This is a genomic window from Allorhodopirellula solitaria (genome assembly GCF_007859855.1).
GTDB classification, from domain to species: domain Bacteria; phylum Planctomycetota; class Planctomycetia; order Pirellulales; family Pirellulaceae; genus Rhodopirellula; species Rhodopirellula solitaria.
Genome location: NZ_SJPK01000032.1, coordinates 1 through 26659 on the forward strand (window position 1 = coordinate 1; position 26659 = coordinate 26659).

General features: G+C 54.4%; 19 protein-coding genes and 1 pseudogene. 1 reads left to right on the forward strand and 19 read right to left on the reverse strand.

What is annotated here, in order from left to right; translation table 11 throughout:
- Positions 1-255: 255 nt before the first annotated feature.
- The 10 genes and pseudogenes from CA85_RS23730 to CA85_RS23780 form a co-directional block, all read right to left on the reverse strand.
- Positions 256-1218 carry an ISAzo13 family transposase gene (locus CA85_RS23730; protein ID WP_146394052.1) on the reverse strand — a complete coding sequence of 321 codons (963 nt, stop codon included), beginning with the start codon at positions 1216-1218 and terminating at the stop codon, positions 256-258.
- Positions 1101-1463, reverse strand: coding sequence for a hypothetical protein (locus tag CA85_RS23735; RefSeq protein WP_246113102.1), 363 nt, complete (start codon positions 1461-1463; stop codon positions 1101-1103). The genes CA85_RS23730 and CA85_RS23735 overlap by 118 nt, the downstream gene beginning before the upstream one ends.
- Before the next feature lie 86 nt (positions 1464-1549).
- A pseudogene (locus tag CA85_RS23745) lies at positions 1550-2612 on the reverse strand (ISL3 family transposase).
- Between the two features lie 152 nt (positions 2613-2764).
- Complete coding sequence (locus tag CA85_RS23750; protein ID WP_146394059.1) at positions 2765-4168, reverse strand: O-antigen ligase family protein; 1404 nt, start codon at positions 4166-4168, stop codon at positions 2765-2767.
- A 448-nt stretch (positions 4169-4616) separates the two neighbouring features.
- A complete protein-coding gene (locus CA85_RS25505; RefSeq protein WP_222435524.1) occupies positions 4617-4922 on the reverse strand; it encodes a hypothetical protein in 306 nt (101 codons plus the stop codon).
- Between the two features lie 78 nt (positions 4923-5000).
- Positions 5001-6107 carry a glycosyltransferase family protein gene (locus CA85_RS23760; protein ID WP_186775183.1) on the reverse strand — a complete coding sequence of 369 codons (1107 nt, stop codon included), beginning with the start codon at positions 6105-6107 and terminating at the stop codon, positions 5001-5003.
- A 76-nt stretch (positions 6108-6183) separates the two neighbouring features.
- On the reverse strand, positions 6184-7527 hold the full coding sequence (locus CA85_RS23765) for a hypothetical protein (RefSeq protein WP_146394063.1): 1344 nt from the start codon (positions 7525-7527) through the stop codon (positions 6184-6186).
- A 178-nt stretch (positions 7528-7705) separates the two neighbouring features.
- The gene (locus CA85_RS23770; protein ID WP_186775184.1) at positions 7706-8950 is read right to left on the reverse strand and encodes a hypothetical protein; all 1245 of its coding nucleotides are present in this window, start codon (positions 8948-8950) and stop codon (positions 7706-7708) included.
- Between the two features lie 566 nt (positions 8951-9516).
- Complete coding sequence (locus tag CA85_RS23775; RefSeq protein WP_146394067.1) at positions 9517-10800, reverse strand: nucleotide sugar dehydrogenase; 1284 nt, start codon at positions 10798-10800, stop codon at positions 9517-9519.
- A gap of 457 nt (positions 10801-11257) precedes the next feature.
- Complete coding sequence (locus CA85_RS23780) at positions 11258-13252, reverse strand: nucleoside-diphosphate sugar epimerase/dehydratase (RefSeq protein WP_186775185.1); 1995 nt, start codon at positions 13250-13252, stop codon at positions 11258-11260.
- Between the two features lie 1125 nt (positions 13253-14377).
- Here CA85_RS23780 and CA85_RS23785 point away from each other — a divergent pair.
- Entirely contained in the window at positions 14378-15811 is a 1434-nt protein-coding gene (locus CA85_RS23785) for an O-antigen ligase family protein (protein WP_146394071.1), read from the forward strand.
- Positions 15812-15905: 94 nt separating this feature from the next.
- Here CA85_RS23785 and CA85_RS23790 read toward each other — a convergent pair whose 3' ends face one another.
- From CA85_RS23790 to wbaP, 9 genes are all read right to left on the reverse strand, one after another.
- Positions 15906-17330 carry an O-antigen ligase family protein gene (locus CA85_RS23790; protein WP_146394073.1) on the reverse strand — a complete coding sequence of 475 codons (1425 nt, stop codon included), beginning with the start codon at positions 17328-17330 and terminating at the stop codon, positions 15906-15908.
- Positions 17331-17333: 3 nt separating this feature from the next.
- A complete protein-coding gene (locus CA85_RS23795) occupies positions 17334-18416 on the reverse strand; it encodes a polysaccharide pyruvyl transferase family protein (RefSeq protein ID WP_146394075.1) in 1083 nt (360 codons plus the stop codon).
- A 156-nt stretch (positions 18417-18572) separates the two neighbouring features.
- The gene (locus CA85_RS23800; protein ID WP_186775186.1) at positions 18573-19427 is read right to left on the reverse strand and encodes a sulfotransferase family protein; all 855 of its coding nucleotides are present in this window, start codon (positions 19425-19427) and stop codon (positions 18573-18575) included.
- Complete coding sequence (locus tag CA85_RS23805) at positions 19424-20587, reverse strand: polysaccharide biosynthesis protein (RefSeq protein ID WP_146394079.1); 1164 nt, start codon at positions 20585-20587, stop codon at positions 19424-19426. Before CA85_RS23805 ends, CA85_RS23800 begins: the two co-directional genes overlap by 4 nt.
- Positions 20584-21168, reverse strand: a complete 585-nt coding sequence (locus tag CA85_RS23810; protein ID WP_146394081.1) for a D-glycero-alpha-D-manno-heptose-1,7-bisphosphate 7-phosphatase — start codon at positions 21166-21168, stop codon at positions 20584-20586. Before CA85_RS23810 ends, CA85_RS23805 begins: the two co-directional genes overlap by 4 nt.
- A complete protein-coding gene (locus CA85_RS23815) occupies positions 21161-22267 on the reverse strand; it encodes an SIS domain-containing protein (protein ID WP_146394083.1) in 1107 nt (368 codons plus the stop codon). Before CA85_RS23815 ends, CA85_RS23810 begins: the two co-directional genes overlap by 8 nt.
- A complete protein-coding gene (locus tag CA85_RS23820; protein ID WP_186775187.1) occupies positions 22252-23382 on the reverse strand; it encodes a glycosyltransferase family 9 protein in 1131 nt (376 codons plus the stop codon). Before CA85_RS23820 ends, CA85_RS23815 begins: the two co-directional genes overlap by 16 nt.
- A 28-nt stretch (positions 23383-23410) precedes the next feature.
- A complete protein-coding gene (gene rfaE1 / locus CA85_RS23825; RefSeq protein ID WP_146394087.1) occupies positions 23411-24412 on the reverse strand; it encodes a D-glycero-beta-D-manno-heptose-7-phosphate kinase in 1002 nt (333 codons plus the stop codon).
- A gap of 9 nt (positions 24413-24421) precedes the next feature.
- A complete protein-coding gene (gene wbaP / locus CA85_RS23830; protein ID WP_146394089.1) occupies positions 24422-26026 on the reverse strand; it encodes an undecaprenyl-phosphate galactose phosphotransferase WbaP in 1605 nt (534 codons plus the stop codon).
- Positions 26027-26659 lie beyond the last annotated feature (633 nt).

A 26659-nucleotide genomic window follows, 5' to 3' on the forward strand; every position in this document is an offset into this window, starting at 1 on the left:
ATCGAGATGTCGCCACGTTCGCGGAGGCGCTGTGTCGGCTCTACCACAACTACCGTGGCACTCAGGACAGGTCAAAGGACCGCCCCGGTGAGAGAGTTCGATTACGACCGAATTCTCCTCTAACTGAGGGTCCACCTTGGACACTGTCCAAGAATCATCGAGGCCAAGAAGATCACGGTAATGTTCGTTGAGACTGTTCATCCCACCAGTTTACAAAAACCAGCTAAGGACACGTTCGGAAACAACTTCGGGATTTCAGTTCGGCAGTACATAGTTGAATTGACCGAGCTGGGCATCACGTTGGGTAGGTTCATCTTTACGAAATTCTGAATTGGCTTTGATTCCTGATTGATACACCTTGCGAGCCAATTCACAGACAACTTTGAGACCACGACGTGTCGTCACTTCTGAGAACAGCATTTGCATCCATGAGAGTGATTCCACCAAGCGACCACTGAGCGCCGCAGTCAGATGGCAGAAAAGTCGGTGGTCGATCGGGTTGTACTTGCTGCAATACGGTGGCAGGTGAGCGACACGGATCGGAATTCCCAGCCCGATCGCGAGCCGATGCAGTCGCTCACGATAGAGAGGCACGCGGTAACCGTTGCTACCTCCACAGTCACCAAGTAGCAAAATGCCCTCCGTACCTGCGTAGCGAATCCGACCCATGCGATGCCACCATCGACGCACCGCATCGGCGGCCAGTTCACCTGTATCGGCCCCCGTCGCCAGATAGACAAACGCCTCGTTGGCAACGGTATCGTAAACACCGTAGGGAATCGCTTTGGAGTCACTACTGTAGGAACCAAAGTCATGGTCAAAAGCGTGCAACGAACCATCGGTCCAGGAACGCCCACTGCGGGCGAATTGCCCAATCAATTCCTTCTTTTTCGTATCAACGCTCAGAATCGGCCAACCACGTCGTTCGTACTCTCGGCGAAGCTGCTGCAACCGCTCGAATTGTTCGTTTCGATGCTCGCTGGCCCCCAGTGGAATGTCTTTGGAGATCTTGCGACGGCCCAGTTTGAGATCGTTTCGAAGGATGTCGGCGATGACACCCGGTGAGAGCTTAAAGCCGAGTCGGTCAATTGCCGAGGCGATCACTCGCAGTCCCATGTTCGTCCAGATTTGGCCGCTGCGGACCGGCGATCCAGCCGTTTGCGTTTTGACTTCAGCCTTGATCGCATCGACGACGCCTGGCTGGTATTTGCTAGCAATTGGGCGTCCCTCCCTTTTTTACGGATGCGTCCTTGAGCTTCATCGTGAGGCAGGTTTGCAAGATCGCGTTTACCTTGTGCAATGGTATCGGGATGACAGCCCAACAGGTCTGCGATGTAACCGATACCGCCATGGCCCAACTTGCTGGCTTCGACAGCCGCATAACGCCGTCGATCCTTCTCGCTGAGCGACTGGTACAAATTCTGCATTTGAACTTCCACATCCACCGCGTAATCATTCTGCATCGAAAACCTCCGTGTAAAGTGACGAAGTCAGTTTACACGATTGCCGAAGTTGTTTCCGAACGTGTCCTAAAATCGGCTATCTGCCACTAAATTCCGAGAAGAACCTCTCGCATCAGATAGGCTTTCACACTGCGAAGAATGTACTGAAGCAGTTCATTCAGCTTCACGGTCTGTTTGGCTGTTAAGTTCTCAGGACGTTTCAGCAGGCACCATCGTGAGTTCTTGAGCACCGGCTTTCATCTGCCGAGCCTCTTCGGCGCGAACTTGATTTAACTTGTCACCGAACTTCTTCATCACGTGGTAACGATCGAGGATATGAACGGCGCCGGATGCGTGCTCCGCGATCACGTTCATGTACTGCTTCCACATGTCCGTGCAAACGAAACGCAGGCTCTCAATCGAGGAGGCTGAAACTGTGCTGAAGAAGCCACGCAGACTTTGTTCGGTTCGATCTCGGGCGACATAGAGCAGACGGCAAAAATAGGAGTCGATTTGGTAAACCAAAGTGATGCACTTGTGCCCGCGTCGATACGCGATCTCGTCGACTCCGATTGCTTCGATTTCCCCAATTTCACGGTGAACCAAGCCCCAGCGTACCACCCAGTCAACGGCTCGATAAACCGTGTCCCAGCTCGTCCCAAAGATCGCAGCGGTTTCTTTCCAGTTGAGCCGCTTAGCCCATGATGCCAGGAAGATTCGGTAGCTGTGTGTGGATTGATGTTTCCCGTCAGCCCAGGGAAGCCATTCGACCTTCACGCCGCAATCAGGACAGTTCACCCGACGCATCGCGCAGAGAAAGATCACTGGGATGGCCCAGAGCGGAACAAACTCGAAGCGTCGTACCGGGCGAGTATCGTAACCGAGGCGTTTCTTCCGGCAGCCGCTGCAAACAGGACGACTGCGGGCATGTGGTTTCAGCGTGACCAGGATCTGGGACTGGTCGTCGCTGAAACGTGCATCGGTGTAGACGAAGCCCTTTTGCTTTTCGACGTGGTTCAGGATAGTCTTTAGCTGCATCGTGTCGGTGTGTTGGTTGCGTTCGTGTTCGATTTCAGACTCAACGCAAACACTACCTTCCCCGGCGCGGTGCTTTTCATTTCTTTCGAGAGAGAGAGTTTTTTTGCCTCGCGATCTGATCGGCCTGCGCATGCAGTTGAGGCCGATCAGATTGCGAGGTGAAAAAACGGCCCGTTTGTGAGCGTGTGCTTTCTCCGCCCTCCCAAATCGCCGTCAGCCCCCCATTACCATCGATTTTCACCCACCGATTTGACTGAAGAGCCAAAAGAGATGACGCAACAAGCCTAATTAACAACGCTCCTTCGAGCGCGCGCACACTGTGATGCTAGGCCAGCAATCACACCAGCGTGAAACAGCAACCAAAAGCTGAAATCGTAGGACCAGTGGACCGTAAAGAGTTCGAATAGAATGGCGAAGAAGACACTTGCATAGGCTACCATGACCCGGCTGTCGCTTGGGTATAAATAGGTGCTCGCAAGGGGGGCGAGAGTCAGCGACTGAATAATTGCCGCAACTAGAAATGCAACGAACAGAGCTAAGCCGACCCACCCCAGAGCCAGCCCCACATTTATGTAAGAGTTGTCGACATACTTTAAGTATTCCAGCACAGCGGGATCAGTTGGTAATCCAGGGATGTTTCGGGGCGGAAAACCAGATGAATCGGTGGTGCCATACCCGAGAGGCCCTCCATCAAGAACGATAGGCCAGTACACCTTGTGAATCAACATTCGAACGCGTGTGTTATTGTAGAGCTCTAGGTCGCCACTGCCGTCGACGTCAAGGACTCTACTGCGAGTGTGCTCTTGCCCCCCGCTTTCCAGCAAGTTAGCGACCGTGTCAAACTGAAATGTCGCCAGAGTAACGCCCCCGACGGCCATTGCGATCACCACCCACCTCAGAACTCGGTTGATATAAGCCAAAGAAAAAGCGCACGCGAGTAGAATGCAAAGGATTGGCCCGCGGGAAACCGTCGCTACGATCCCTAACGCCAGCAGAAAAAGCATCACACCCCCCATGGTACGATGCCGTTTCGAAATGCCGCTATGGATCATCAGATCGACCGCGAAAGGGGCCATCGAAAGCAATATGACTCCGAGGAATATCGCATTTCGAACTGGACCAATCGCTCGATACAATATGCCATAACGCTGAGCAATGATCCGCAGTACCTTGTCATCGACGGACACAAACACCGTCTCCCACATATTGATCGACGTAATTGCCTCAAATATCGCAAGGGTGGCGATAGACGCTGCCGCGGCAGCAAAGACGGGAGAAAGCTTAGCTAGGGATCCCGGATGCGAAAACGCGTATCGCCCTGCAGCGTAGGGGAGCATCCACTGCCCATACGCTCGCAACGAGACGGCCACCACACCCCCCTCATGACAGACATCGACAACCACATGCCAAATGGTCAGGGCGCCAACTAGAACATCCAGGAGGGTTATAGACTTAAGAAGATCTCTCCATGAGTGCATGCAGTACGCTACGAGCAACAGAACTGCTGTCGCCATCGAAACGTTGATCTCAGTGCCCAGTGCATTAATCTTGAACCACGTTCCAGCTAGCATTGAGCATGCCATGCCAGCTCCTAATACATACTGCTTCCCGTGCTTGTAGCCATACCATGTCGCAAAACCACACGACAGACACAGCATTATTACGAATGAACCTTCACCAGTGATCATTGGTTGGCTTCCTTGTGTGCTTGATATGAACTGATGGCCTTAGCCCATGACTGGCGGGCACCCTATATTGCCTTCTTAGCTCGCTAGAACTCTTTCGTTTCCGTCTTTCGTGAAGGGCTTCGAATGCTTCGGGCTTCTAGTAGCCGACGGCCTGGGGGATGTGCGATATGCTGCAAATCCTTTCGATGCACTCCCGCACACTCACCCCTGCTTCTTTTACATGCTCTTCGTGTCTCACGAGTTTCTAGGCGATCTTTTTGGGTAACCGCGAACTCGACTGAGCTGCTCAAAGACACATATGGCCAACTCTCGGGATCTATCAGTGTGCTTGCAGGTGCGAATGGAATGCGATTGCGACAAGCATAGAAGCCACTCGTGCTCACCCACAGGACTTGGCATATCACGGATATGAAATAGGAGCCATGGTGCTCTTGGATCCAGGGGAACTTCACCTTGACTCCATCGCGAAATACGCCGTTGCATCTTCTAGGATTTCACACGCCATTTGAACTCGTTGCAGTTCTCGGCGCAGGCGAAAATTTTCGGCCTTCAACTCGGTGAGCGAGCTGCCTTCTGCCGAGGGGGTCCGCGACGTCCCAAGTTCTCGGTGCAAAGAACGCAAAGTGCCAGCATCGGCGCGCCACAATTCCGAACCGCCATTGAAAAAGTAGCCTTGCTTGACAATCAGACCGACCGCATTCTGCGTGAATTCCGCGGGGAACGCCCGTCTTTTCTTCCTCTGCTTTTCTGACATGATAGACCTCCTGTGAGGATTGTGGAAAACTTTTCAGATGTCCGCCAGTCGTGGGCAAACGCAGTCTCTGAGTTTAGCTCACCGTCGCAGACGCCCTCGATTGTTGGTGGGGCGCCCTCCTCCTCCGATTGCGACCAGCTTTGCGTTCAATTCACACGCCTCGGTCGTTAGGGTATATAGGTTATCAGGAAGCTGCCGCATTGCGTTAGCCCAGCATTGCCACTGCTCATATGTAATGCTTGCGATCTCCTCGGTCACGTCCGTAGCGACTACACCATGCACAATCTTTCCAATCCGATAGTGCTTAACGTCAAACGCATCCTGGCACCCCTCGCGAGTAAATGTTGGACGACCAAACATGCAGCTTTCATAGAACCTGTTTGGTCGCGCCCATTTAAAATTCCAGTCGTCTTGCCGGATTGGGGGATAGCATGCCCACGTCATATCGATATTGTTGTAAAGACCAGGAAGATCTCCCGGTGATCTATATTCACCAAAGTACGTAACGTTTGGCATATCACGAATCTCCTCCAGCCGCTCCTTTGTCGGACAGAGCCCTGCCAGATGCACGTGAAATCGGCTTGGATGACTGCGAGCCAGATCCAGCAACACCTCCCACGACCAACTATCTCGCAGCAGGCCAAAGTAGCCTATTCGCATTGCTCGGTCCTTCAGAGGGCGCTCGTTGCTACTAGTCAGTCGCTTCGAACTTTTTGCCGCTAACGCAACTTGATTGTCCACCTTGTTTTCAATTGCCAGCGAAGGCGTCTCAACGCCAATCCAGTCTCTATAGTAGTACTTGGCGAACGCAGGTGACGTTACGATTAGAAGCTTGCATCGGCTGGTCAGATATCGATCCAAGGATCGAAAAAGCTTTCCACGGATACCCGGCCTGGTTTGAACCGCGCGGACATCGCCCACTTCAATCACGACAGGTCTCTGAAGTCCTGCGCCGGCCAGCAGGCAAAACAACGCCATATCGCCGCCAAACGCGTAAACAATGTCCGCAGACTTGATGAGCCTTCGCATCTTCCTTAGACCCAAGAGCATGGGGGTGGCTCGCTGCAAGTAGTTTCCGTTCTTGACTTCGCCAAGCACATCGATATTACACGGAGGCATCCGCCCAGAATGATACGCTCGCTTAAACGCTGCCACCCCAACTTCCATTCCATTTTCCTGGATCATCTCAATTCGCTTCGCGTAACGTGGTTGACCAATAACGGGTTGGGCGAACTGCACGCGTAAGGCGCGGCTTGTCGTACTAGCACTCAATGGTTTTGCTCGCGGTGGCAGAGGTGGTCGATAGGTTTGAGAAAACATACTTCGTATTTCGCATGAGTGGGACTGCACTGATCACAAATACCGAAAGGGCCATGAATAGCAAGCACCCTTCTGGAAAGCCAGTGGAAAGGCAGGCGAGGACGATGAGTGATGCGCAGAACGCACGAGCAAGCATGGCGCGGTAGACCATATTTATTTCGGAAGCTGAGCCAGTTGCGTATACCCAATTTGCCATCGCCGATTCGAGAATCATTCCCCAGGAGAACACACCAGCTGAGAAGAATACCCCTGACAGCACGAACTGAGAAAGGTCGAACGACTCAAAGAACAGAATGGATGCGATAAGCCACGAGAGCACACCAATTGCGCCAGCTACATTGCAAGCCCATAGCAGTTGCTTGTATCGCGTGCTGATGCTTGCATAGCGGTTCTCTGCAATCATATCAGAGACCGCGGGCACCAATGGACCGAGGACTACACCGAAGCCACGGATGAACTGCATTGAGATCTGCATGGCAATTGCGAAAGCTGCTGACATTGTCTCTGTGCCGAGCGAGCTTACTAGCAGAATAGGGAGTTGAAGTCCCATGTAGCTTCCAAGCCCAGCCACAATGGTATATCGGAATGCAGGCCCAGATAGTTCTTGAATAGAGCCGATCCTGACATGCCACCTAGAAAATATCGCCAGGTGGATCAGGACCATTGCGGCTGCATTGGCGAGGCGGCAGGTAAATGGAATGACCTGAAGTGCGATAAAAAGCGTCCATATACTTGGACGGCTAGGAAAATAAACAACTAGCATCAGGATTGCTAGTCCGTTTGCTAGACCTGCCTGTACCCCGAGCCAACGAGTTTCGTGCAGTCCGACTTGAATCGACTCGAGGACCATAAGCACTCCGCCAAGAATACTTAGAAGAGACATGGCCGCGAGAAGCCCCGCGGCGTGCTCGTTCGCCGGCCCCAGAAGCCAGCCAAGCGGAACCGTTGCGAGCATCGCAAAGCTGACCAAGGCAGCCAATAGCGCGTTCCCTAGGCTCAGCACAACAGCGGACTGTACTTCGGCAGACAGTTTGCTATGGTCTTCGCCGCGCCAGAGCATGGCAACCCGCGCCGCAAAGGCTGGTCCCAGCCGCAGCAAGAAGACTGATGGCAGCAGACTCGCCGCAACAAGGCTGATATAGGTTGCGTACTGCTGGGAGCCAAGTTCGCGAACCGCTATCGGTATGGCAAGCACCTGCAGCAACAGGGCCAGTATCTTGGAGGTCGCCAATGAGGCAACGCCTTGGCGAAAACGCTGCGCTCCGACGTAAGCTCTCTGGTTCATCGATCAAAAACCCGTTTCAATGCGGCCAGTCCCTGAAGGCCGTACGATGAGCGAATGCATGTATCGCGGTCAGAAACTGGCTCTCATCATAATCAGCAACTGGACACATGCTTCAGCGGACTAGATAAGGAAGCAGCAAAAACAGTGTGCGTGTGTGTGGGGGGGGGACAACCAAGACCTAGTTAATGCGGATTCGCCAGGGAAGACGACGCCCTGCGACAACACCGAAAACGATGGCCGGGACTGCGGCGATTGCTGCATATACAATATATATATCTAGCCCACTGCCTCTCACTAGCATAACTGAGGATGATCCGAGATAAACAGCCAAAAGCACGGAAAACCCGAAGGGGTCTTCTCCTATGCTCCTGGCTGCGGAGAAAAAGAACGAGTCTAGAACCATAAACAACGGCACGACCAGAACCAGTCCCGGTATGCCGAAGTTTGCATAAAGCTCTCCAGGAAGAGTCACGGGGAATGAGCCTCCGATTTCGTAAAACTTACTTGCAACATGCTGGGTGTAGACGGCGATCATACTCTCTGGCTTTCCTGGGAAATACCTCCTCGGAACCGGGAGGAACACAAACTTACAAAGTGTTGCCCCCCACTGCATCTTCAGTTCGCCGGTACGTATCATATGAATACAGTTCGCAGTGTGACTTATCGTAGAGTTTGTCTCGAAGTTTGAGGTAGCGGTCTCAATAAAGTACGGCTCCTGGACGTACTGCGGAATATACCTAACCCCCTCAATCGCGGATGTCGGATGATACCCGCCATAGCCTCTCATGACAGAGGCCCACAATATGAAAACAAAAACTACTGACGCCGCAAGGAGAGCCAAGCCAATCCTCCGGAAGCTAACTTTCAACGGCTCGTTGTGGGCCATTAACTCCACTGTAATCGCCGCTATTACAACAAACAAAGCTTCTCGTTTTGAGTGAAACGACATCATTGCCATTGGCGCTGCTGCGGCCAGGTATACTGCGTAACGAACCAAAGGCCTCCTGTTCTGGCATGCGGCAAACAGGGCAATGCAGCAAAGCAGACGCACTGGATACGAAATGTCGTCGCTTGCCCCTAGTACAGACAGGTTCAGCGGAAACACGCTGAATGTTACTAGCAACGCGACGGCAATGCAGACCACAATGAACGTTGACCTGGAAGGCATTCCTGGAAGACCTTGCGATAGCATGTCACGTCCCTTCGACCTCCAGTTCGCTATAAAGGAGAGTGTAATCAAATAGATTGATCCGAGGAGAACGCCTGCGATAGTAGGGGCGCTGCTGCTCAAGCTGTACCAAAACCCAACGCCAGCACGCGTGTCTCTCAAGGTGGTCGCGACATCCGATCGCAGCGCGAAGGCTCCCAGTCCAAAACTGATTGATAGATAGGTTACCGCAAGCGATGATGGTGCGAGGAGCATCGCCCAACTCGAATGCGGCAAATTGCATATTAGCGCGAATGAGAAAATACCTTGGAGACAAAATGCGAGCCACATCCACTTTAGGATCTGCAGACCGGGAAGCATACAGAACAGTACTATAGCAATAGCGTTGAATATTAGCATGGCGTGAACAACGCTATTTTCTTTAATTCGCATGTCAGATCGCGTGGTTGTAGTCGGCTGCAGCGCGTTGGGGTCGACAGTCTTTGTGAGAGGCTTTGCTTCCTTCTGTCGCATTTGCTCAAAAGTGTATTTGATGACAGACGTCGCATCGTCGTGACGTAGAGCGGCTAACGAACCTGGACGAGCCGGAGGGGTAGTTGCTGAAGGTATCAAGTTTGCGCGTGCGGACTCGTAGCATATTGCCATACATAGCGGCAGTTTAGTTCGCCTGTTGAGTCAGTGGCACCACTCTTGAGGCGGTTGACCTCCACTGATGGATAGCATCCAGCAAATGGAAATTTCTTACGGATTTGTCGGTCAAGGCTATGCAGCGGATTGCCGAGAGTACTGCTACTGTTCTGGGTGTCTCTATATGCCTTAGTTCAATCGCTTAAAAAGTTGCAAAAGTCAAGCACCCTAGATCCTGCGAGTTGCTTTGCGTCAATGTCACGGAAGCAAGAGTGGTTGACAAGAAACGCGAAAATATTCGCGGATTCGACTGCAGCATTAACGCTAGACAGGCAATGCCCTTCGATTTCGCTTGAATGAGGCTCTACAAGCAGTACTTTCATAGCACTAGCGTCACGAAGCATGGCCGCGATTTCCAACGCCGGACTCTCACGCAAATCATCCACATCTGGTTTATACGCTGCTCCCATGCACGCCACCACAGGGTTTTCAAATTTTGCAGCTTCTTCAATGATTCTCCTAACCACCCACTGGGTTTTACTGAGGTTTACCTCCCTGGCAGTGCGGATCATGGGGAGGTTCATCCCCAGCTCTTGCTCGGCTTTATGGACCAGGAACCAAGGGTCAACGGCGATGCAGTGGCCGCCGACGCCGCAACCGGGCTGCAGAATGTTGACGCGGGGGTGGTGGTTAGCCAGCTCAATGACCTTGTGAACGTCGGTGTCCATCGCGTCACAGAGCATCGAGAGCTCGTTGGCAAAGGCGATCTGAGAATCGCGACTGGCGTTCTCGACCAACTTCACCGTCTCCGCCACTCGGCTGTGACATTTCAATAGCTCTCCCTGCACAAACAGCGAGTAGAACTTGGCCGCCGCCTCAGTCGACGCTTCATTGATACCGCCGATGACCCGGTCGTTGTGTATTACCTCTCGCAAAATATGCCCTGGCAGTACACGCTCTGGGGCGTGCGCGAAGTGAACCTGCTCCGAGCTCAGGCCGGTCTCGGCCTGTACGATCTCAGCGATCAATTCTGTCGTGCCGGGAGGGCTGGTCGATTCGAGAATCACCAAATTGCCGGCCTGCAAGTGCGGGCAAATGGCCGTCGTGGCCGAACGAATGTAGGAGAGGTCCGCGCCCGATTCCTTGCCGACAGGCGTCGGCACACAGAGCATGTATACGTCGGCAGGACCAGGGGAATCGAATGCTTCGAGTCGCCCCGAATCAATGCCGGTCTTAACGACCGCGTCAAGGTCCGGCTCGATGACGTGAGCCCGGCCTGAATTGATAATCTGACGCGCCTTCTCACTGACCTCAACGCCGTGGACTCGCATTCCATGGTCGGCCAACACCGCTGCTGTGGGCAAGCCGATGTAACCGAGGCCGACGACGCAGACGACAGGCAGGTCCACGGAGGGATGAGTGAGAGCAGGTGCTTTCGAGTTCTCTGACTCGGCCACGGGAGTGATGTTGTTTGACATAAGGAGATCGAAGATTCGGGGAAAAGGTGTGGGGCAACCTATGCCGATGAGCGAAAGTCTACTAGCTAACTGCACCACTGAGGAGCGACGTTGAGCTGAAAGACTGGCATTTGTTCCGGCGAAGGCAGGTTAGGAGAGCTGGGATGATTCTAGGGGCATCGAGGTAAACAATGGACTCTCCGCCGTTGCTGGCAAGAGAGGGGGAGGCAAACGGCAACCACCCCTGGCGGCGGATCCATTCAAGCAACTTGGCTCCGTAGCGCATAAAAGCACCGCACAGCTCCTTACGGGTGACGCGCCAGCCGATACCCGATCGGGAACGTTTCCCCTTGGTACCCGTTTTTGCGTTTCACCCCGAGACCACTGGACTGAGCCAGGGCAGGTAAAAAACATTTGGGAGCTTGGCCTGGAGATCCGCCTGTAGTCGAAGCGACGCTACGGGGCGCTAAGCGGCGTATCAGCCAACGTTGGCGACCTGACGATCGTCGTGCTCCGATGCAGGTGTCGGCACTGGGGTGAGTGCGGATTCGTCCGTCTGGTGATAAGACGGGATCAAGCGGATGATCGCGGCGCGAACCTTGTCGGGTTCCCCGTCGGCCATCGCGATGAGCTTGTTGAGCTCCGCTTGAACGTCGGAACCGCGGAACTCGTTCGCGTAGGCCGCATGCACCTTGGCATGCGTGGTCGAGACAGTGGCTTCGTCGTCGAAGTAGAGTTCCTCATAGAGTTTTTCGCCTGGGCGAATACCTGTGAACGAAAACTCGATACTGCCCTGCGGCAGCCCGCTGAGGGCGACGAGGTCTTTGGCGAGCTGGACAATCTTGATTGGCTCACCCATGTCGAGCACAAAGATCTCGCCCCCTTTGCACATCGAAGCGGCTTGAATGACGAGCTGCGACGCCTCGGGGATCGACATGAAATAGCGAGTCATTTGGGGGTCGGTAATCGTGATCGGGCCGCCGTTGCGAATCTGTTCCTGGAACAACGGAATCACACTGCCGGCACTGCCCAAAACGTTGCCAAACCGGACAACGGCAAACTTGGTCCGACTCGTTTGTGCAAACTCGTAAACGATACGCTCAGCGAGATGCTTCGAGCAGCCCATGATGCTGGTCGGATTGACGGCTTTGTCGGTACTGACCATGACGAAGTGGTCGACACCGAACTCATCGGCCAGGGTCGTAATCGTCTTCGTGCCGAGAATATTATTCTTGACCGCCTCGCCGGGATTAAGTTCCATCAGCGGCACGTGTTTGTGGGCCGCAGCGTGGAAGACGATCTCGGGGGATCGGGATTGATAGAGACGGCGCATGCGACGCTCGTCGGTGATGTCGCCAATCTCAATATGCAGGGTCACGCCGAGTTCTTCGGCCAGCGGCTTGAGCTCCCCAAAGATGGCGTGGATTCGATTCTCACCGCGACCGAGCAAAATTAATTCGCTGGGTCGGAACCGGATCGCTTGCCGGCAGATTTCGCTGCCGATACTCCCCCCCGCTCCAGTGACGAGAACCCGTTTGCCCTGCAACAGCGATTCGACTTCTTTGGTGTCGAGCTTAACAGGATCACGCCGCAAGAGATCCTCGATGTTGAGCGGGCGGAGTGGAATCTCTTTCGTGCCGGACATGGCGTCTTCAAATCTCGGTAGCACACGAACATTCAAGTCCGCCTCGTTGCACTGGATCGACAATCGACGCAAAGAAGCCCCGTCGAGCACTCCGGCGGGCACCAAAACGTCCGCAGCTCCAATCTTTTCGGCAACTTGCACAACCTCGCCGAGGTGCCCAAGCACCGGCACACCGCCAAGAACCGCTTTGCGCCGAAAGACCGTTGAATTGGCCAGCAAGGCGGCAACACGGCACGGCATCGATTGGTTGGAATTGATCTGCGCCGCCAGCATGCCGGCATGGTGATCGGTCCCAACCAACACTGCGGGTCGCTTGCGCCGGCTCGACAAAGTATTGCCCAAGACCTCGTCGGCAAATCGCCACGTGGACCGCAGCCCGCCGATGACGAGCACTGTCAACAAAGCGTCGAGGACAATCGTCAGGCGCGGTATCGCGCCTTGAAACGACATGGCAAAATAGTCCAGAAACGCTACCGCCAGCATCGAGATCAAGGTCACTTTCAGGAGCGAACGCAGATCTGCGAACGTGACATAACGCCACCATCCATGAAAGTGAGCTCCAAAGTAGAACACCGCCAACTTGACCAGCACGACAGGTCCGAGCGTACTCCAGAAGATGCGTGTGCTGCTCGCCGAGGCATTGAAATTGAAGCGAGCGAAGAACGCGAATGCATAAATGGCTGCGAACAGACCGATGTGCATGGCAATCAAGATCGGTATCCGAACGGATGATCGCCGCAAAATGGGCGAGAGCCGCATCAGCGCTTTACTGAGCCGGGGCGTACCGTCAGACCGTCCGGAGTGGTGAACTTCACCACTGGGTTTCATGTGAGTTGCCAAGAATTCAACCAGCTTTTACAAGAGGGGGAGTGAATGCTAACGAAGCAAGTGCAGCACAGACGACCTGAAAATGGAATGATCCGCAGACACAGTGTTGGCTATCGACATTTGACTGGCGTTGGCACTACTGCGGCCCTTTCGAACCCATTCACTTTGGCTTCCCTGCGTAAACGGCTCATCCTGGAGCCCGCAAGTCGCTGCGCCTATTCCGTTTTTCGGGGGTTTCTCAGCTCCCCTTTCCGGCCAGAAAGCGAAGGGCTGGATATCGCGATATACGGATATGCTATCCATGGCATTGGCTGAAGTTTAGATCGCAGCGATCGAAAATCAAGCGCAAACGTCCTTAAATCCCCCCTAGTTCACTCATTTTTAACCTTAGGAAACCGCTAGCCCTCCGATTCGTGCGTTAGCCGATCGAGACTGCCGGTGATTCAGTCGCCATCATTGGCCACAAATTCCGTAGCCATTCCAGGGCACACGACGCTTGCGACAAGGGGTGAGACGGCTGCCGACTGCCCACAAGTTGTTCCTGCGTGCGTCCGTCACACGAGCAGCAGTGTTCTCAACTTAGAACAACGGACACCATCGGCAACTGCCTCTCGGTCGGCCAACGGACTGTCGACTTAGTGAGCCAAGACTCACAACCAGCCGGATTCGCGGCCTAACCCGACACCTTTACCGGGCTGTCGATTTGATGAGCCGAGACGCCTAAGCGGCCGGGTAGGCGGCGGTACCCGGGGCCTTACGGCCAATGACAGCTATTTTGCCCCCGCTCGGGGCATCATCACGGTGGTAAGCCGACGCGCCAGCGAGGAAAATGCGGTTCATCCGACGGAAGCGTGCGCAGAGCACAGCGGGAGGTTTTTTGAGGCATGGCTCTAGTATCCAATTGCCCTCGCGGATAGGGTTTTCTCGACTTTTTCCCATCCACAGTATTGCGAGAACGCTCAACGAGAACTAAAAATTAACAACAGACAGGCATTGCCTGTCGGGCACGCCCCCAAGTGTCAGCTGGTTCTCTTTTCGCAACCCCCGTTGCCAGTCCCTATAGCTGACGGACGACACTTCGATGGCCGACATGCCCCTGCCCGATTCTCTCGCGGGTGCCCTTCCATGGGCATTGCCCTCCAACCGGGCCCGCAGGTGCAATCGATGTTGACGGCGACCACAATTCATTTAGTGATGCTTGCGTTGTCTTGCGGCATTGCCGCAGGAGCGGGGTTTCGCTGGGGACGCAGTCAAGCACTCGGCGTGGGCATGGCAATATCGATGCTGTCGGGTACCTGGTTCGAGTTGGATATCGCTGGATTACCAATTTCAGTAGCAACGTCGACCGCAATTGTCTTGCTTATTGCCTACTGCATTCATTCCGGCCGAAGTATATGGTCACCGGTTTGCGGGCTCGATTTGGCGGTGGGAGCGCTGGCACTCTGGAATGTCATCGTCGATTTGAACCATAGCTCTGGAATTGTCGCTACGGGCGTCAGGGCATACGGAGAATGGGTGCTGCCTTACGTTGCAGGACGATACGCGGTCCTGCACCGGGGTTCGCTTTCGGCATTGTCCCCCTGGTTTTGCGGTGTCGTGACCGCGATCGCTGCCGGAGCCGTTTTCGAGGCTTTTACCTCAACCAACGTTTGGGACCAATACCTGGTCCCAGTGGACGACAAAGTCCTGCGTCCAACGGGAAAGAGATACGGCCTGCTCTATCGTGCGACTGGTCCGACACGGCACCCTATTTTCCTCGGCTTACTCATGATTTGCATGCCCCCCTGGTTCATTGCAAACATCGAAGCACTTCGCTCCAACGCGAGTAGAGTTCCCGCAATGCTTTGGAGCGGAATCACCATCATCGCGGGAATTCTCTCTACGGTATCGCGTGGCCCATTGATAGGTCTCGTTATCGCTAGCAGCTTCTTTGTTGGCCTTCGGTCCGTTTTCATGCGCGCGGTGCTGCTCTGTTCCGTTCTCGTAGGATGCGTCCTCGTTAGTATGTACTGGACCTCGGCACTTGCCTTGATCGATTCCACGGAACGGAAGAACAGTCGACGACAGGTTGTGGTGATCGATGACCAGCCTGAATTGTACAGCGGGTCACGAAACCGCGTCTTCGTGAATCGAATCTATGGTCCGATTGTTCTGCGTGGAGGCTTGATGGGATACGGGACCGCAGCGACCACTGGATTCCCACCCAATGTCCCCGGCCTGCCCACCGATCCGGAAGTCCGGCACCGGCTTCGAGTAGTAGACAATTCATTCATCAACGTAGGACTCCGACTGGGAATTGTGGGGCTGACCCTATTTGTCGGAGTGATTGGGACTGCGATTGCCACACTGATTACGATGCGACGCAACGCCTCCACTACTTTTTATCCTGTTGGCGATTATACGATCGATGCAATGGCGAGTTGCTTGTTCGCGATGTCGACTTTACTCGCAACGGTCTTCCTGGCCTACGATTTCGCATTTTGGATGCTCTTCCAAATCGGAGTGGTAGGCGGCTTGGCATCTCAGCAGGCTTCGGTGCTTCGCGCAGTCAAGTACTGATGGAGCCACTTAAGCGACCGCACATAGACCGGCTATCTACTGGCGGTATTGACAGACAACTTTCAGCGAGGTTCATAGACGACCAGCAGGCCTATCAAGCGTTGACTTCGACCGGATCTGACTCCGCTTCCTCGAGCAGTTCCACCACCGTTTCTTCGCGTCTCGCTCGCAAGCTTGTCTGGGAACCGGCTTGGTAAGATATCCTGCGTCCTCTTACTTCGGATGATCGATCATTCGTCATGGCGATTGCATACCCAACTGTCGCTGCAGCCGGCAATCCAAATGCTGGCGCTGCAAGCGAATGCGAAACAAAACCACTGGCGAAAAGGAAAACAATAATGGACTGGCAAGCCAAATAGAACCATCGGTGCTCGCGCCCTTGCGGGCCTCGCATACGTTTAGCACGCTCCAACCGTATAAACGCCGCACACCAGAAACCTAGATACAAGGACGTCCCGATGACACCAAGCTCAGCCAGTAACTGTAAATAGCTGTTGTGTGCCGTCAGATGGTGAATGGTCCGATAGGGCTGCGTATTAATGTAGTAGAGTCCGCGATAACCGGTTCGCGCGTCCAGGTCATTGAACCGCCCAAATCCCGATCCGATTAGAGGGCTGTCTAAGAACTGAAGGAAAGCGTGCTTGCTCATCGAAACCCGCCCCAGCACATTCCATTCAGCATCGGCGCTGCTCAGCGCCATGTCCTCGGACAACTCATTACCCGGCTGCCAGCGAGCCGTTTGATAGTGTTCGCGGACAGCCTCATAGGTCTCAGGACGTAGAACAGAAACCATGCGTTCTGCGTTGGTTGGCGACACAAAGGATGCGATCGCTGCAAGAATCATCCCTACAACTGCCAGACGTGTCGCCAACCAAAAGTTCTTTTGGTAAATAACCACGAACACGAAACTCGCCGCTATCGCCACGATTGCGGTGCGTGAAGATGCCGCAACCACAGGCAGCAGCGCGAGTATCGCCCAAACGCCTGGCATCCACCGCCGGGTAGCCGCAGTCTGAACTAGGAAGAACAAACACAAGACTCCGTAGACACCACCGGGCCCATGATGAGAACGTGTCAAGAACGTCGGCAACGCGTCCTGCGCGGTCACCATCGCCAGTAGCGCCAATGGCAGCGTCACCAGAATGATCATCTGGCCAAAACGCTCCAGCGTTCTCAGGTGAGCGCGAGGCACACTCAGTGAAGCGAGAGCCAAGAACGGCAGATAGTAGAGAAAAAGACGACCTTCGCCTGCGTAGAACTCCACCGTCGCGAAATCCGAGGGCAGTACTCCTCCAGTCATCAATCCGCTGAGGGCCGTGTACATCAGTGCACAAAGAAGCAACAGAGTCAGCCGTGACATCCCCAGGGCAATGGAGGAGAGAAACACCACTAGTGATAGCACCAATGCCAGTGCCACAAAAACCGGCACCAACGACGTGGCCGCGCCAAGCAAGCACAGCCCGCAGAGTATATCCGCGACAACAAATCGACTCGTCCCTAACTGGATAGAATGTTGCATGGCTTAGCACACAGCGGTATCAAGTTCTGGGCTCGCATCGACAGTAGCACCATGGCCCAGCCAATCGAGATAGCTATTAAAGGCCAGCTCCCGGTGCTCGCGTAAACGCGACGAGAGCCTATTGAGTGAAAAGCGGTTCTCCTGGATCCAATCTACCGGCGCTGATGCATTCGCTCGCTCGCTCAAAAACCCGTTGACGGTGCTGCTTCTTGAATCATGGCCGAGATGGAGATTTGGGATGCCCATTGACGATGCCAAGCCGCAACCGTGCACGCGGCTAGACACCACTAAATCGGCATCATGCAGGATGTTCTCGTAGCTGAGGGCGTCAAAGCTATAACGAATCTCAACGCCAGGAAAATCGGCCTGTGCCCGTTCGAGTTCATCGATGTAGTTGCAGACAATGTAGGTATTGTCGGCGACTCGTGAATCGAGGATCTGCTGAAAAACGCTGTTCTGCTTGCGGTAGTGCTCAGTCGACACCGCTTGGTAGCGTTGCCCTCGGTCGCTTGTGTACACCATCGCCAGCGACTCGAGCGACTCCACCTGCCGCTGGTTCGCCGCAGCGAACAATGCCGGGCAGGGCCGGTAGCTACTCGAAATGCCGAATTTCTGCAGGGAATCAACTAGTTCAGGGTTCCGCACGCTGATCTGCGCCGATTTTAGTGCCGATAGCTCTGCGGTGCTAAATTCAATTCTCTTATTGGGAGTGCCGATGCCGAGGCACAGGATCTTGCCTGGGAAATCTTTAAGCTGCTTGTAGAGATCGGCTACGCGTCCGCCGAACCAGGCAGGGCTGCCCGCAAAAACGACGGCGTCATAAAACTCGAGGTCGTGAAACCAGCTGTGAGAGTTATCGAACTCGGTTAGCTTGACAAAGGAATCGAATACTCCCGATAGCTTGCCAATGGACCGATTGCGCAGTGGGTTGAAGCGGTCAAAGAGGCTCTTCACCTGAGGGCTCTTATTGTAGATTGCTTCAACACTTGGTTGCCCCCATGCCGAAGCAACGATGCGCCGCGATCCTGCGAGAATGAATTCATCTCCAGGGTTCCACTGCCGTGTCGTGACATAAAGTACTCTCATGATCGATTGATAGCCGTTTAATAGTAGGTGAGACGAGGGCGTGACAAAGTCGACAAGGCACGCTCCAAAACTGAACACCGCGATGAGAAGCGACCCGTGCGGAAGCTGGAGTGTCGACGGCCTAGCAGGTGCGAGCAAAACTTTTAGTACATTAGCTCATTGACGCCATCTCGAAAGATCACGACCGGTGAGCAGCTCCGTGGCATCAATATCATCAGCAAACCATTCAGCAAGCCGCTGGCGGGTGGCGTCGCTCATCCGTGGTTTAGTGGTACTATCGAATTCTTTGTACAGCAGGCGTGATAACTTGGAGTGCTTGACTCGGCCGACCAGATTCGCCATTCCCATATGTCGGCTAAGGTTCGCCCCCGCCTTGGCCGTCCGCGCGATCAGTGGACTGCGGGCCGCCCCGGCGGCTCTCTGTCTTTCACGAAAAGGCAGGCTCTCATGCCAGGTGAGACCAAGAAATTCACAAACCTGTTTTGCAAAGTCGCGTGGCTCCTCCTGAAGATCGTCAAAGAATAAAACAAGGACCTGTCGCTTGCCGAAACGGTCCATATATCGACTGAGATTCTCGGCATAGCAGCTGTTCTGCAGAATCTCAGGGAACTGCTCGATAGCATCCTCAAACGAGGCATCGGTCTCACCAGCGCGACGCTTGTACAGCCAGTGTGAGAAACTCCTCTCGGCGGGATGGCGTAGACAGGTTACCAACTTGCATTCGGGAAGATGGGTATGAATACGATCGGTTGCGTCGGTCGACATCAAATAGTCGTGACAGATCTCGCCACGACAAATCTGCTCCGGTGTCGCTGCCCGGAACAGGTCGAGGTACCACGACATTCCGAAATGATAGTAGCGGTCGAAGAAATAGGTGTCCTTCGCGAGTGGAATGAACACCTCGGGATGTGCCGACAGCAGGTGAAACAGCCACGACGAACCCGTTTTATCAGGTCCGATAAACAGAAAGTTTGGGCTGACATCTGTCGCGGTCATTTGCGCCGTACTCACTGGGTGATCTCCAAAGAGGGTTGTCGGGCATAAAGGTATTCGATGGCACATGTGAATCGCAGCAGTAGTGCCACGATGCTGCCACAGAACAGCGCACACGCGTAGGTAGTATTGCCATAGGAATGGAGCAGCAAAAACATGATGGCAACAGTCAAAATTCCAGCCGCGGAGCTGATCAACTGCCCTCGGATCTTGCCGATGGAAATGATATACGAGGCCAGGAAAGCGGAGACATTGTGGCTGACAATCAGCATGCTCAGAAACACGAGACTCGCCCCGCCGATGAGAGATTCTCCGTACAGAAACGCTTCGAGACGCTCTGAGAATACCCAGACCGAGATCGCAGCGATGCTTCCTAAGCCAGTAGTGATCCACAGTCCCTTTTTAAGAAAACCTGAGCGAGACTGTGAGTCGAGCTCGCTCGTGTGCATAAGAACAGCTCGTCCCGCTAAACTAACAGGTGCGGCTGCCGCAAAGGCAAAGAAGTACACTCTTGATGCCACCAGAGACGCTTGCCCTTCGCTCAACATCAGATAGACGAACAGGCTTCCCTGAAAGAACGAAGCGCTTAAAAACTGAGAGAGAAAGTAGGGCGTGCCGCTTTTGAACTCGCGTGTCAATTCGACCGGATGGTCTTGGCCATGCACCTCAGCAACGTCAGACGCGGTCGACAAGATTGCTAAAGCGCTCGGGATTGCGGCAACTAGCCACCACCGGATATCGATAAACAGGATGGAAACGGAAGCGACAGTCGACAATACGATTCTCAAATACTTCCATGGCATCGACCGTAACTGAACCAGCCTGGCGCTCGAGCCACCACGAACGGTTGCAATGAACAACCAAATGCTGGCTGAGAAATGAGTCCAGTGAAGTGCATGGAGAATGACGCCAACGATCCCGATCACAGTGAATCGAGAGGCGAGATATCGAATCGAGTTGGGAAGAAAGCGCTTAGCGATTACGTAGTGCTCGAAAGCACCAAAGATAGCGATCGTGCTCAGAAAAATACACGCTTGGTATTCCCGGAGGCCCTGAGCAGCTGTGACCGCATCGCCAGCTTGCCGCTCAATGGCAATGAGCGGCAACATCAACAAGAACCGAGAGCCAATGAACCCCAGATCCAAGCGTGCGAACTGATTCAGCAAACGCTGCGTCATACGCGAGCACTCCCCGACCTGAAACGTGCATCCGCAGGCTGAGGCGGCCGGGACAGGATTTCGTCGGCAATTCGTCGCCAGTTATTTGTTGACAGACAGGGCGCTGCCGTAGGCAGCCACGTGCGCGTCTGACTAGCATCGCCGTAGAAAACACTGCGACACCCTGCCGCGCAGCCCGCCGCGACATCACTCGACTTGTCGCCGACCATATAGCATTGACTGGGTGAAAGGGCGTACTGATTGATGAGCCCAAGAATCATGTCGGGGGACGGTTTTCGCCGTGAGCCCGGCTGACTTGGCTCGTCGGTGCAGTAGGCCGAATCCGTGAACGTGACGCCCTCGGTCTGAAATAGCTCGATCAATCGGTTGTGTACCGACCACATCTGGGTTTCCGTGAAGTAGCCGCGGCCCACACCGGATTGGTTGCTAACGATGAAAAGCCGGTATTCGTTCGCCATCAGCCGACGCAACGCTTCGGCAGCACCATCGATTAAAACGACTTCGTCCGCTGATGAGGGATACCCTGTATCGATCATCAACGTGCCATCTCGGTCAAGAAACACAGCTTTGCAATCAGACACTGGAGCACTGTCCTTCGGCGAGCTGTTCGGCGATGGCGGTCGTGGACAGACCGGCTGCTAAAGGTGCGTAGATCACCTTTCCGCCGTGCCGTTCGACAATTGCCTTTTCTGGGATCTTCGCATCGGGGACGTCTCGATAATCCGCCCCTTTGCAGTGAAAGTCGGGACGCAACTGATCGAGCGTTGAGCAGGGATCGAGTTCGTCCATCAATACGACGTAGCTAACAGCATCGAGGCCTGCCAGGACACTCACCCGATTCTCTTGGCGATTGATCGGACGCGATGGCCCTTTGAGCGTGGCGATCGACGCGTCGGTATTCAATCCCACGACCAACACATCACCCGCCTCCCGAGCGTACTGCAGGCTTTGCAAATGCCCCGCATGAAGCAGATCGAAACATCCATTGGTCCATACCATTCTCACGCCCGCCTCACGCCAAAACTCTCGTAGAGCCAACAGCTCGCTCATGCTGACTGCCTTGCCAGTGACCTCCCGGAGCACCGGGATGGAATCAGCTCGATCAGTGAATACGTCATCGACCCGGTGGCAGATGTAGTGACCAATCGCCGCATGAATCTCCTGAACCAGTTCGGTGGAAGTCGACGGTACTCGAATAGCGATGTCAGCAATTTCGGCACACCGTCCGCCGGCCTGTGCGGTCCAAGCCATGGTCGCGAGGCCCATTTCCCCCGCCGCTTCGAGCCCGCGAACGACGTTGGGTGAATTGCCGCTGGTCGAAATGCCGATGGCAATGTCGCAGGGCTGCGCGAACGCTCTGAGCTGCCGCTCGAAAACGGATTCGTAGCCATAGTCGTTCGCGATTGCTGTTACCGCCGATGAATCGGTAGTAAGAGCGAGACCGGGCAAAGGCCGCCGCTCGGTCTTGAACCGTCCCGACAACTCGGCGGCGAGATGCTGGGCATCGGCTGCACTACCGCCATTTCCAAAGAAGTAAACCCGGCCGCCCATAGCGAGTGATCTCGTCACCGCGCGTCCAGCCGCGTCAATGAGATCGAGCAGCGGGGGTGAAAAGGAGTGGCGAAGATCCATTCCACGTTGCATATAATCTCGAAAGTTGGGACTCAGTTCACTGGGCATGAGCAATCTTCAGGAGAATGGGTGGATGCGGAAGAAGATGGAGGCATTCGTACTTTCTCAACAGCCTCGGTAACGACGGACAACTCAATCTCGGACATGATTTCTTCGGGACGCGATGGGTATTCAAAACCCAAATGGAGATACCCTCCTTTTCCCGACGGTGGGTTTACATTCATGCTGCGAGAACCTGTCGGTCCCCAGCGATCAGGGTTTGTGGGGCCATTGAGCGACACCGTTGGCGCGTTGAGAAGCGAACCGAGATGCATGATGCCAGTATTGACGCTGACCAAAGCTTCCGATTGGGTTAGCAGCCAGCCCACTTCCGCAAGCGAGAGCTCGCCAGCGAGCGACCGAACGGATGAGTGAGCACACGATTTTGCTAGCTCGAGAGAAGCTTCCTGGTCCCCCGGGCCACCGGTGATATAGACCTGCCAGCCCTGATCAACCATCCAGTGCGCCAAGGCGACCCAACGCGAGGACGGCCATTGTCTGAGCGTGTGAAGATAACCGGCCGCCCACGGATGAATGACAGCAAACGGACGTTCGCTCAACAGTCGCGTCTTATCATTCTCTCCGGCAGCAACACACAGCTTGGGTGGTAGAGGTTGCGTGTTCAGTTCGAACGGCTGCAGAAGGCTTTGGTAGTTCTGTAACTCATGATTGGATGCCAAATGGGGTATCGCCACGTCGTGGGCGAAATGTCGAAACTGATGCGGAGTTTGAAATCCAATCGTAAACACATCTCGATTTCCGTTCGCGAGCATCGCCGCGACGCGTGACCATTGGTGAGTGTCGATCAACGTGTCGAAGGATTCACTCGCGAGCACACGCGCCGCTTCCCGTGGCTTCTTAATCGGAGAGACTACATTGGCTTGGCCAAATTGGATCAGTGGCAATGCGTGGCGGTTTTCAGGAGAAACAGCTAAAAGCAACTCACAGTTTGTTTGCGTTGCGAGGGTATGCAGTAGCGAAGTGACCAGCATCAGATCACCATTCGCGCCAGGACAATAGACACAGATTCGCCGCGGAGACCAAGATTCCCTGCGTGAACGGCGGCCCATCCACCGCAGCGTCGCCAACCCTGTCAGCATTGGAACGCCAACGAGACGATCCATCCGACGTGCATTACGATTTCCACGACCACTAGACATTGGCACTCACCAACTCCGAGACTTCAGAGTTCAACAAACGCGCCGCAAGGTCATCAAGCGAAACCACGGCGGTCCCAGATTTTTCGACCGCAATCCCTCCGGCCATGTTGGCGACATAGCAGGACTGCTGCATCGACAATCCACATGCCAATGACACAGCGAGTGCAGCCACCACCGAATCGCCTGCGCCCGACACGTCGTAGACTTGCCTGGCAACAGTGGGAAAGCTATAGGTTTCAGTAGGGGTCACCAGTAGAATCCCACGACTCCCGAGGGTGATCATGATGTTAGCTATCTCATGCATTTGCATGAGGTAACGCGCCGACTCCGCCATCTTCTCAAGTTCGAATTCTTCGTTACCTGAAAGAATATGGAACTCCGATTCATTCGGTGTGATGACCCATGCACCTCGATAACGCGATATATCCTTGCCCTTCGGATCGATCATGACGGGCACTCCACTACTGTTTGCTGATGCAATGGCTGCAGAAATGAGGTCGGGCGTCAGACATCCCTTGGCATAATCGGATAGAACGAGGACGTTGCTTTGCCCAAGTGTCTCCAAACACTTCTGAAGCAGAGACTGCTCCAACGCAGCATCGATCGGGACTTTGGATTCTTGATCGGAGCGTAGCAACTGCTGTCCTTGAGAAACAAATCGAATCTTCGTGGTGGTAGGCCGGCCGCCATCACGAACCATTTGATGCTCAAGCTCTGATTCATCTGCCAATTTAGAAACGGCATCCGCCTCCACGTCATCACCGACCACACCATGCAAGCAAACCCGGGCTCCATAGGCTCGCATGTTGCGTGCAACATTGGCCGCTCCACCGAGCATCTGTTCGGCACGCCCTCGCAAAAACACGGGCACGGGCGCCTCGGGCGAGATGCGTTTGGCTTCGCCATGCTGAAAGCAGTCCAGCATCACGTCCCCAATACATAGGATTTTCACTTCGGATGCACGCGACAACTTTTCCAGAGTGGTTTCATTCATGATCTATCCCTAGTATGCCCCTTCACGGAAAATCATGGTCCGCACTGTACGGATCAGGATATAGATATCTAACCAAATCGACCAATTGCAGACGTAGTAGCTGTCCAGTCGGACACGCTGGCTGTAGCTGGTATCGTTGCGACCTGAAACCTGCCAGAGCCCCGTGATCCCGGGGCGAACACGTTGATATAGCGGGTAGGACTCACGGTATTTCGCAATCTCGTCTTGGACGATAGGACGCGGTCCAACGAGGCTCATTTCTCCAACTAATACATTCCATAATTGCGGCAACTCATCGAGACTCGTTTTACGAATGAAGTTGCCGATACCAGGAATAATACGGGGGTCCTTACGCAGTTTCTGATCCTCCGTCCATTGCCGGCGCAGCTCGGGATCGCTCTGCAGGTGCGACTCAAGCACGGCGTCTGCGTTCATAACCATCGATCGAAACTTCCAGACTCGAAACATTTCTCCATCCTTGCCGACCCGCGGGTGGCCATAGAAGACACGCCCTGGAGAGTTCCACTTGATCCACACGGCGATCACCAGGAAGAGAGGGGATAGACCGATCAAGGCGAGTGTCGCTAGCACGACGTCATGAGAGCGTTTGATGACGCGACCTAAAGGGCTCTGAAGGTGATCCCTAAGATGAACGCCCATGACACCACCACACTCACGTGTACTCGCCCAGAGGCTCGGCAGTAGAAGCTGAGACGGCAGAATCAGTAGATTGGGAAGATTCGCCGCCCGCGACATGACTTCCGACATATCGATGGGTTCGCACCCTCCCGGCGCCACGATCGCCCAGCGAAGATGGTAGCGACGGCGCAACCACTCCAAACGCCGGATTGATCCTAAATGGGGAAGATCCGTCTCGCTTCCACGATTGGGAAGCGGAGCAGCACTCAAGTCAATTATCCCAACAGGGCGAAGCCCTCGCTGGGTGGCACGTTCATAGAAACGATAAAGCGCACGGCCCTGTGATCCCGCTCCAATAATGACGGCGCGTTCACCCCACCACGGCTGCTTTGCACATATTTGGCGGACCGACAGGCGAGCAATTGGAAGGGCCACCACGCTCACCATGAAGCCGACCAACGCTACCAAAACTTCACCGGCATTGAGAGTTGCCAGAGACAGATTGAGGAACACAACCGTCCCAAACGCCGATGCCGTAGCACTGACGGCTTGCCGTAGTTCCATCACTGGACTCAAGCCTGTTGCGGGGTACAACCCGAAGATCGTTGCAAAAATAACCTGGCACCCCACCAAGCAGATCAGCTGAATCCACATGCCGTTATGCAAAGTCACATCCGCAAGTTCCCCTACCGAAAAGGCTGCGAGAAGAGCGGCGACACAGATCGAGAGCGCGTCTGACAACAACAACGGAATGCTTGTCAGTACAATCTGCCAATAGCCCGAGGGAGCCGACTTGATGGCGACGCGAGCGCGAGCTCGGTGAGATAGATTGCCAGCATCCTGTCGCTGACTACGGCGATCGCTCCGCCGCCGTTCCGTTTCGATCGAACTGGGGACGAAAGAATCAAGCTGCTCTATCGCGTCCGTACAAACTACGCCAAGAGGCAGAGTCGTCGAACCTGTTGTAGACGGCATGCACCAACCCTATCAAAGAATGGGAAATTGGATGTCCGCCTAGACAATGCAGTCAACTCAATCTGAGCGACTGCGAGTCAACATAGTAGTCGTGCAACCCTGCTTGAATAGCAATTTGCAAACTGATTTTTTAGGCAACAGCCGATTCCGCTCTTAGCGGGAGTTGTTGTGAAAATTCACGCCGCCGGACCTAAAAAGAGATGCTGTATTGGACACGAAAATGGAGTCCATACAGCGTCATGAGCTCGCTCGACCAAGACGGGCAAAGGCACAAGACCCAGTGTTTTCAAGAGTTAGCCTTCACCCCCCCTGTCCGCAAATCGCCCCCCAGAGGTACCTGGTGGTATCGTCGATCTACCCTTCGGGAAACACTGTGAGACAAGAGGCTCATCCGACGGAAGCGTGCGTCTGAGGCTTTCAAGGCATGGCTCGGGTGCGATCCGCTTGGTGCGCTCGACGAGTCCTGCATCACGCTGTTTCCAAATTGGTAAGGTCGCCGACGGTCGGTTTTGACTGGAGCCAGTTCTCATAGACAGCATCCCACACTCCACTGAGCAGCAGACAACGAAGTGTCATCGTTTGTTGACCGCCTTCCTTCTTCCAACGCATCCCCGACAGCTTCATCCGTTCGCT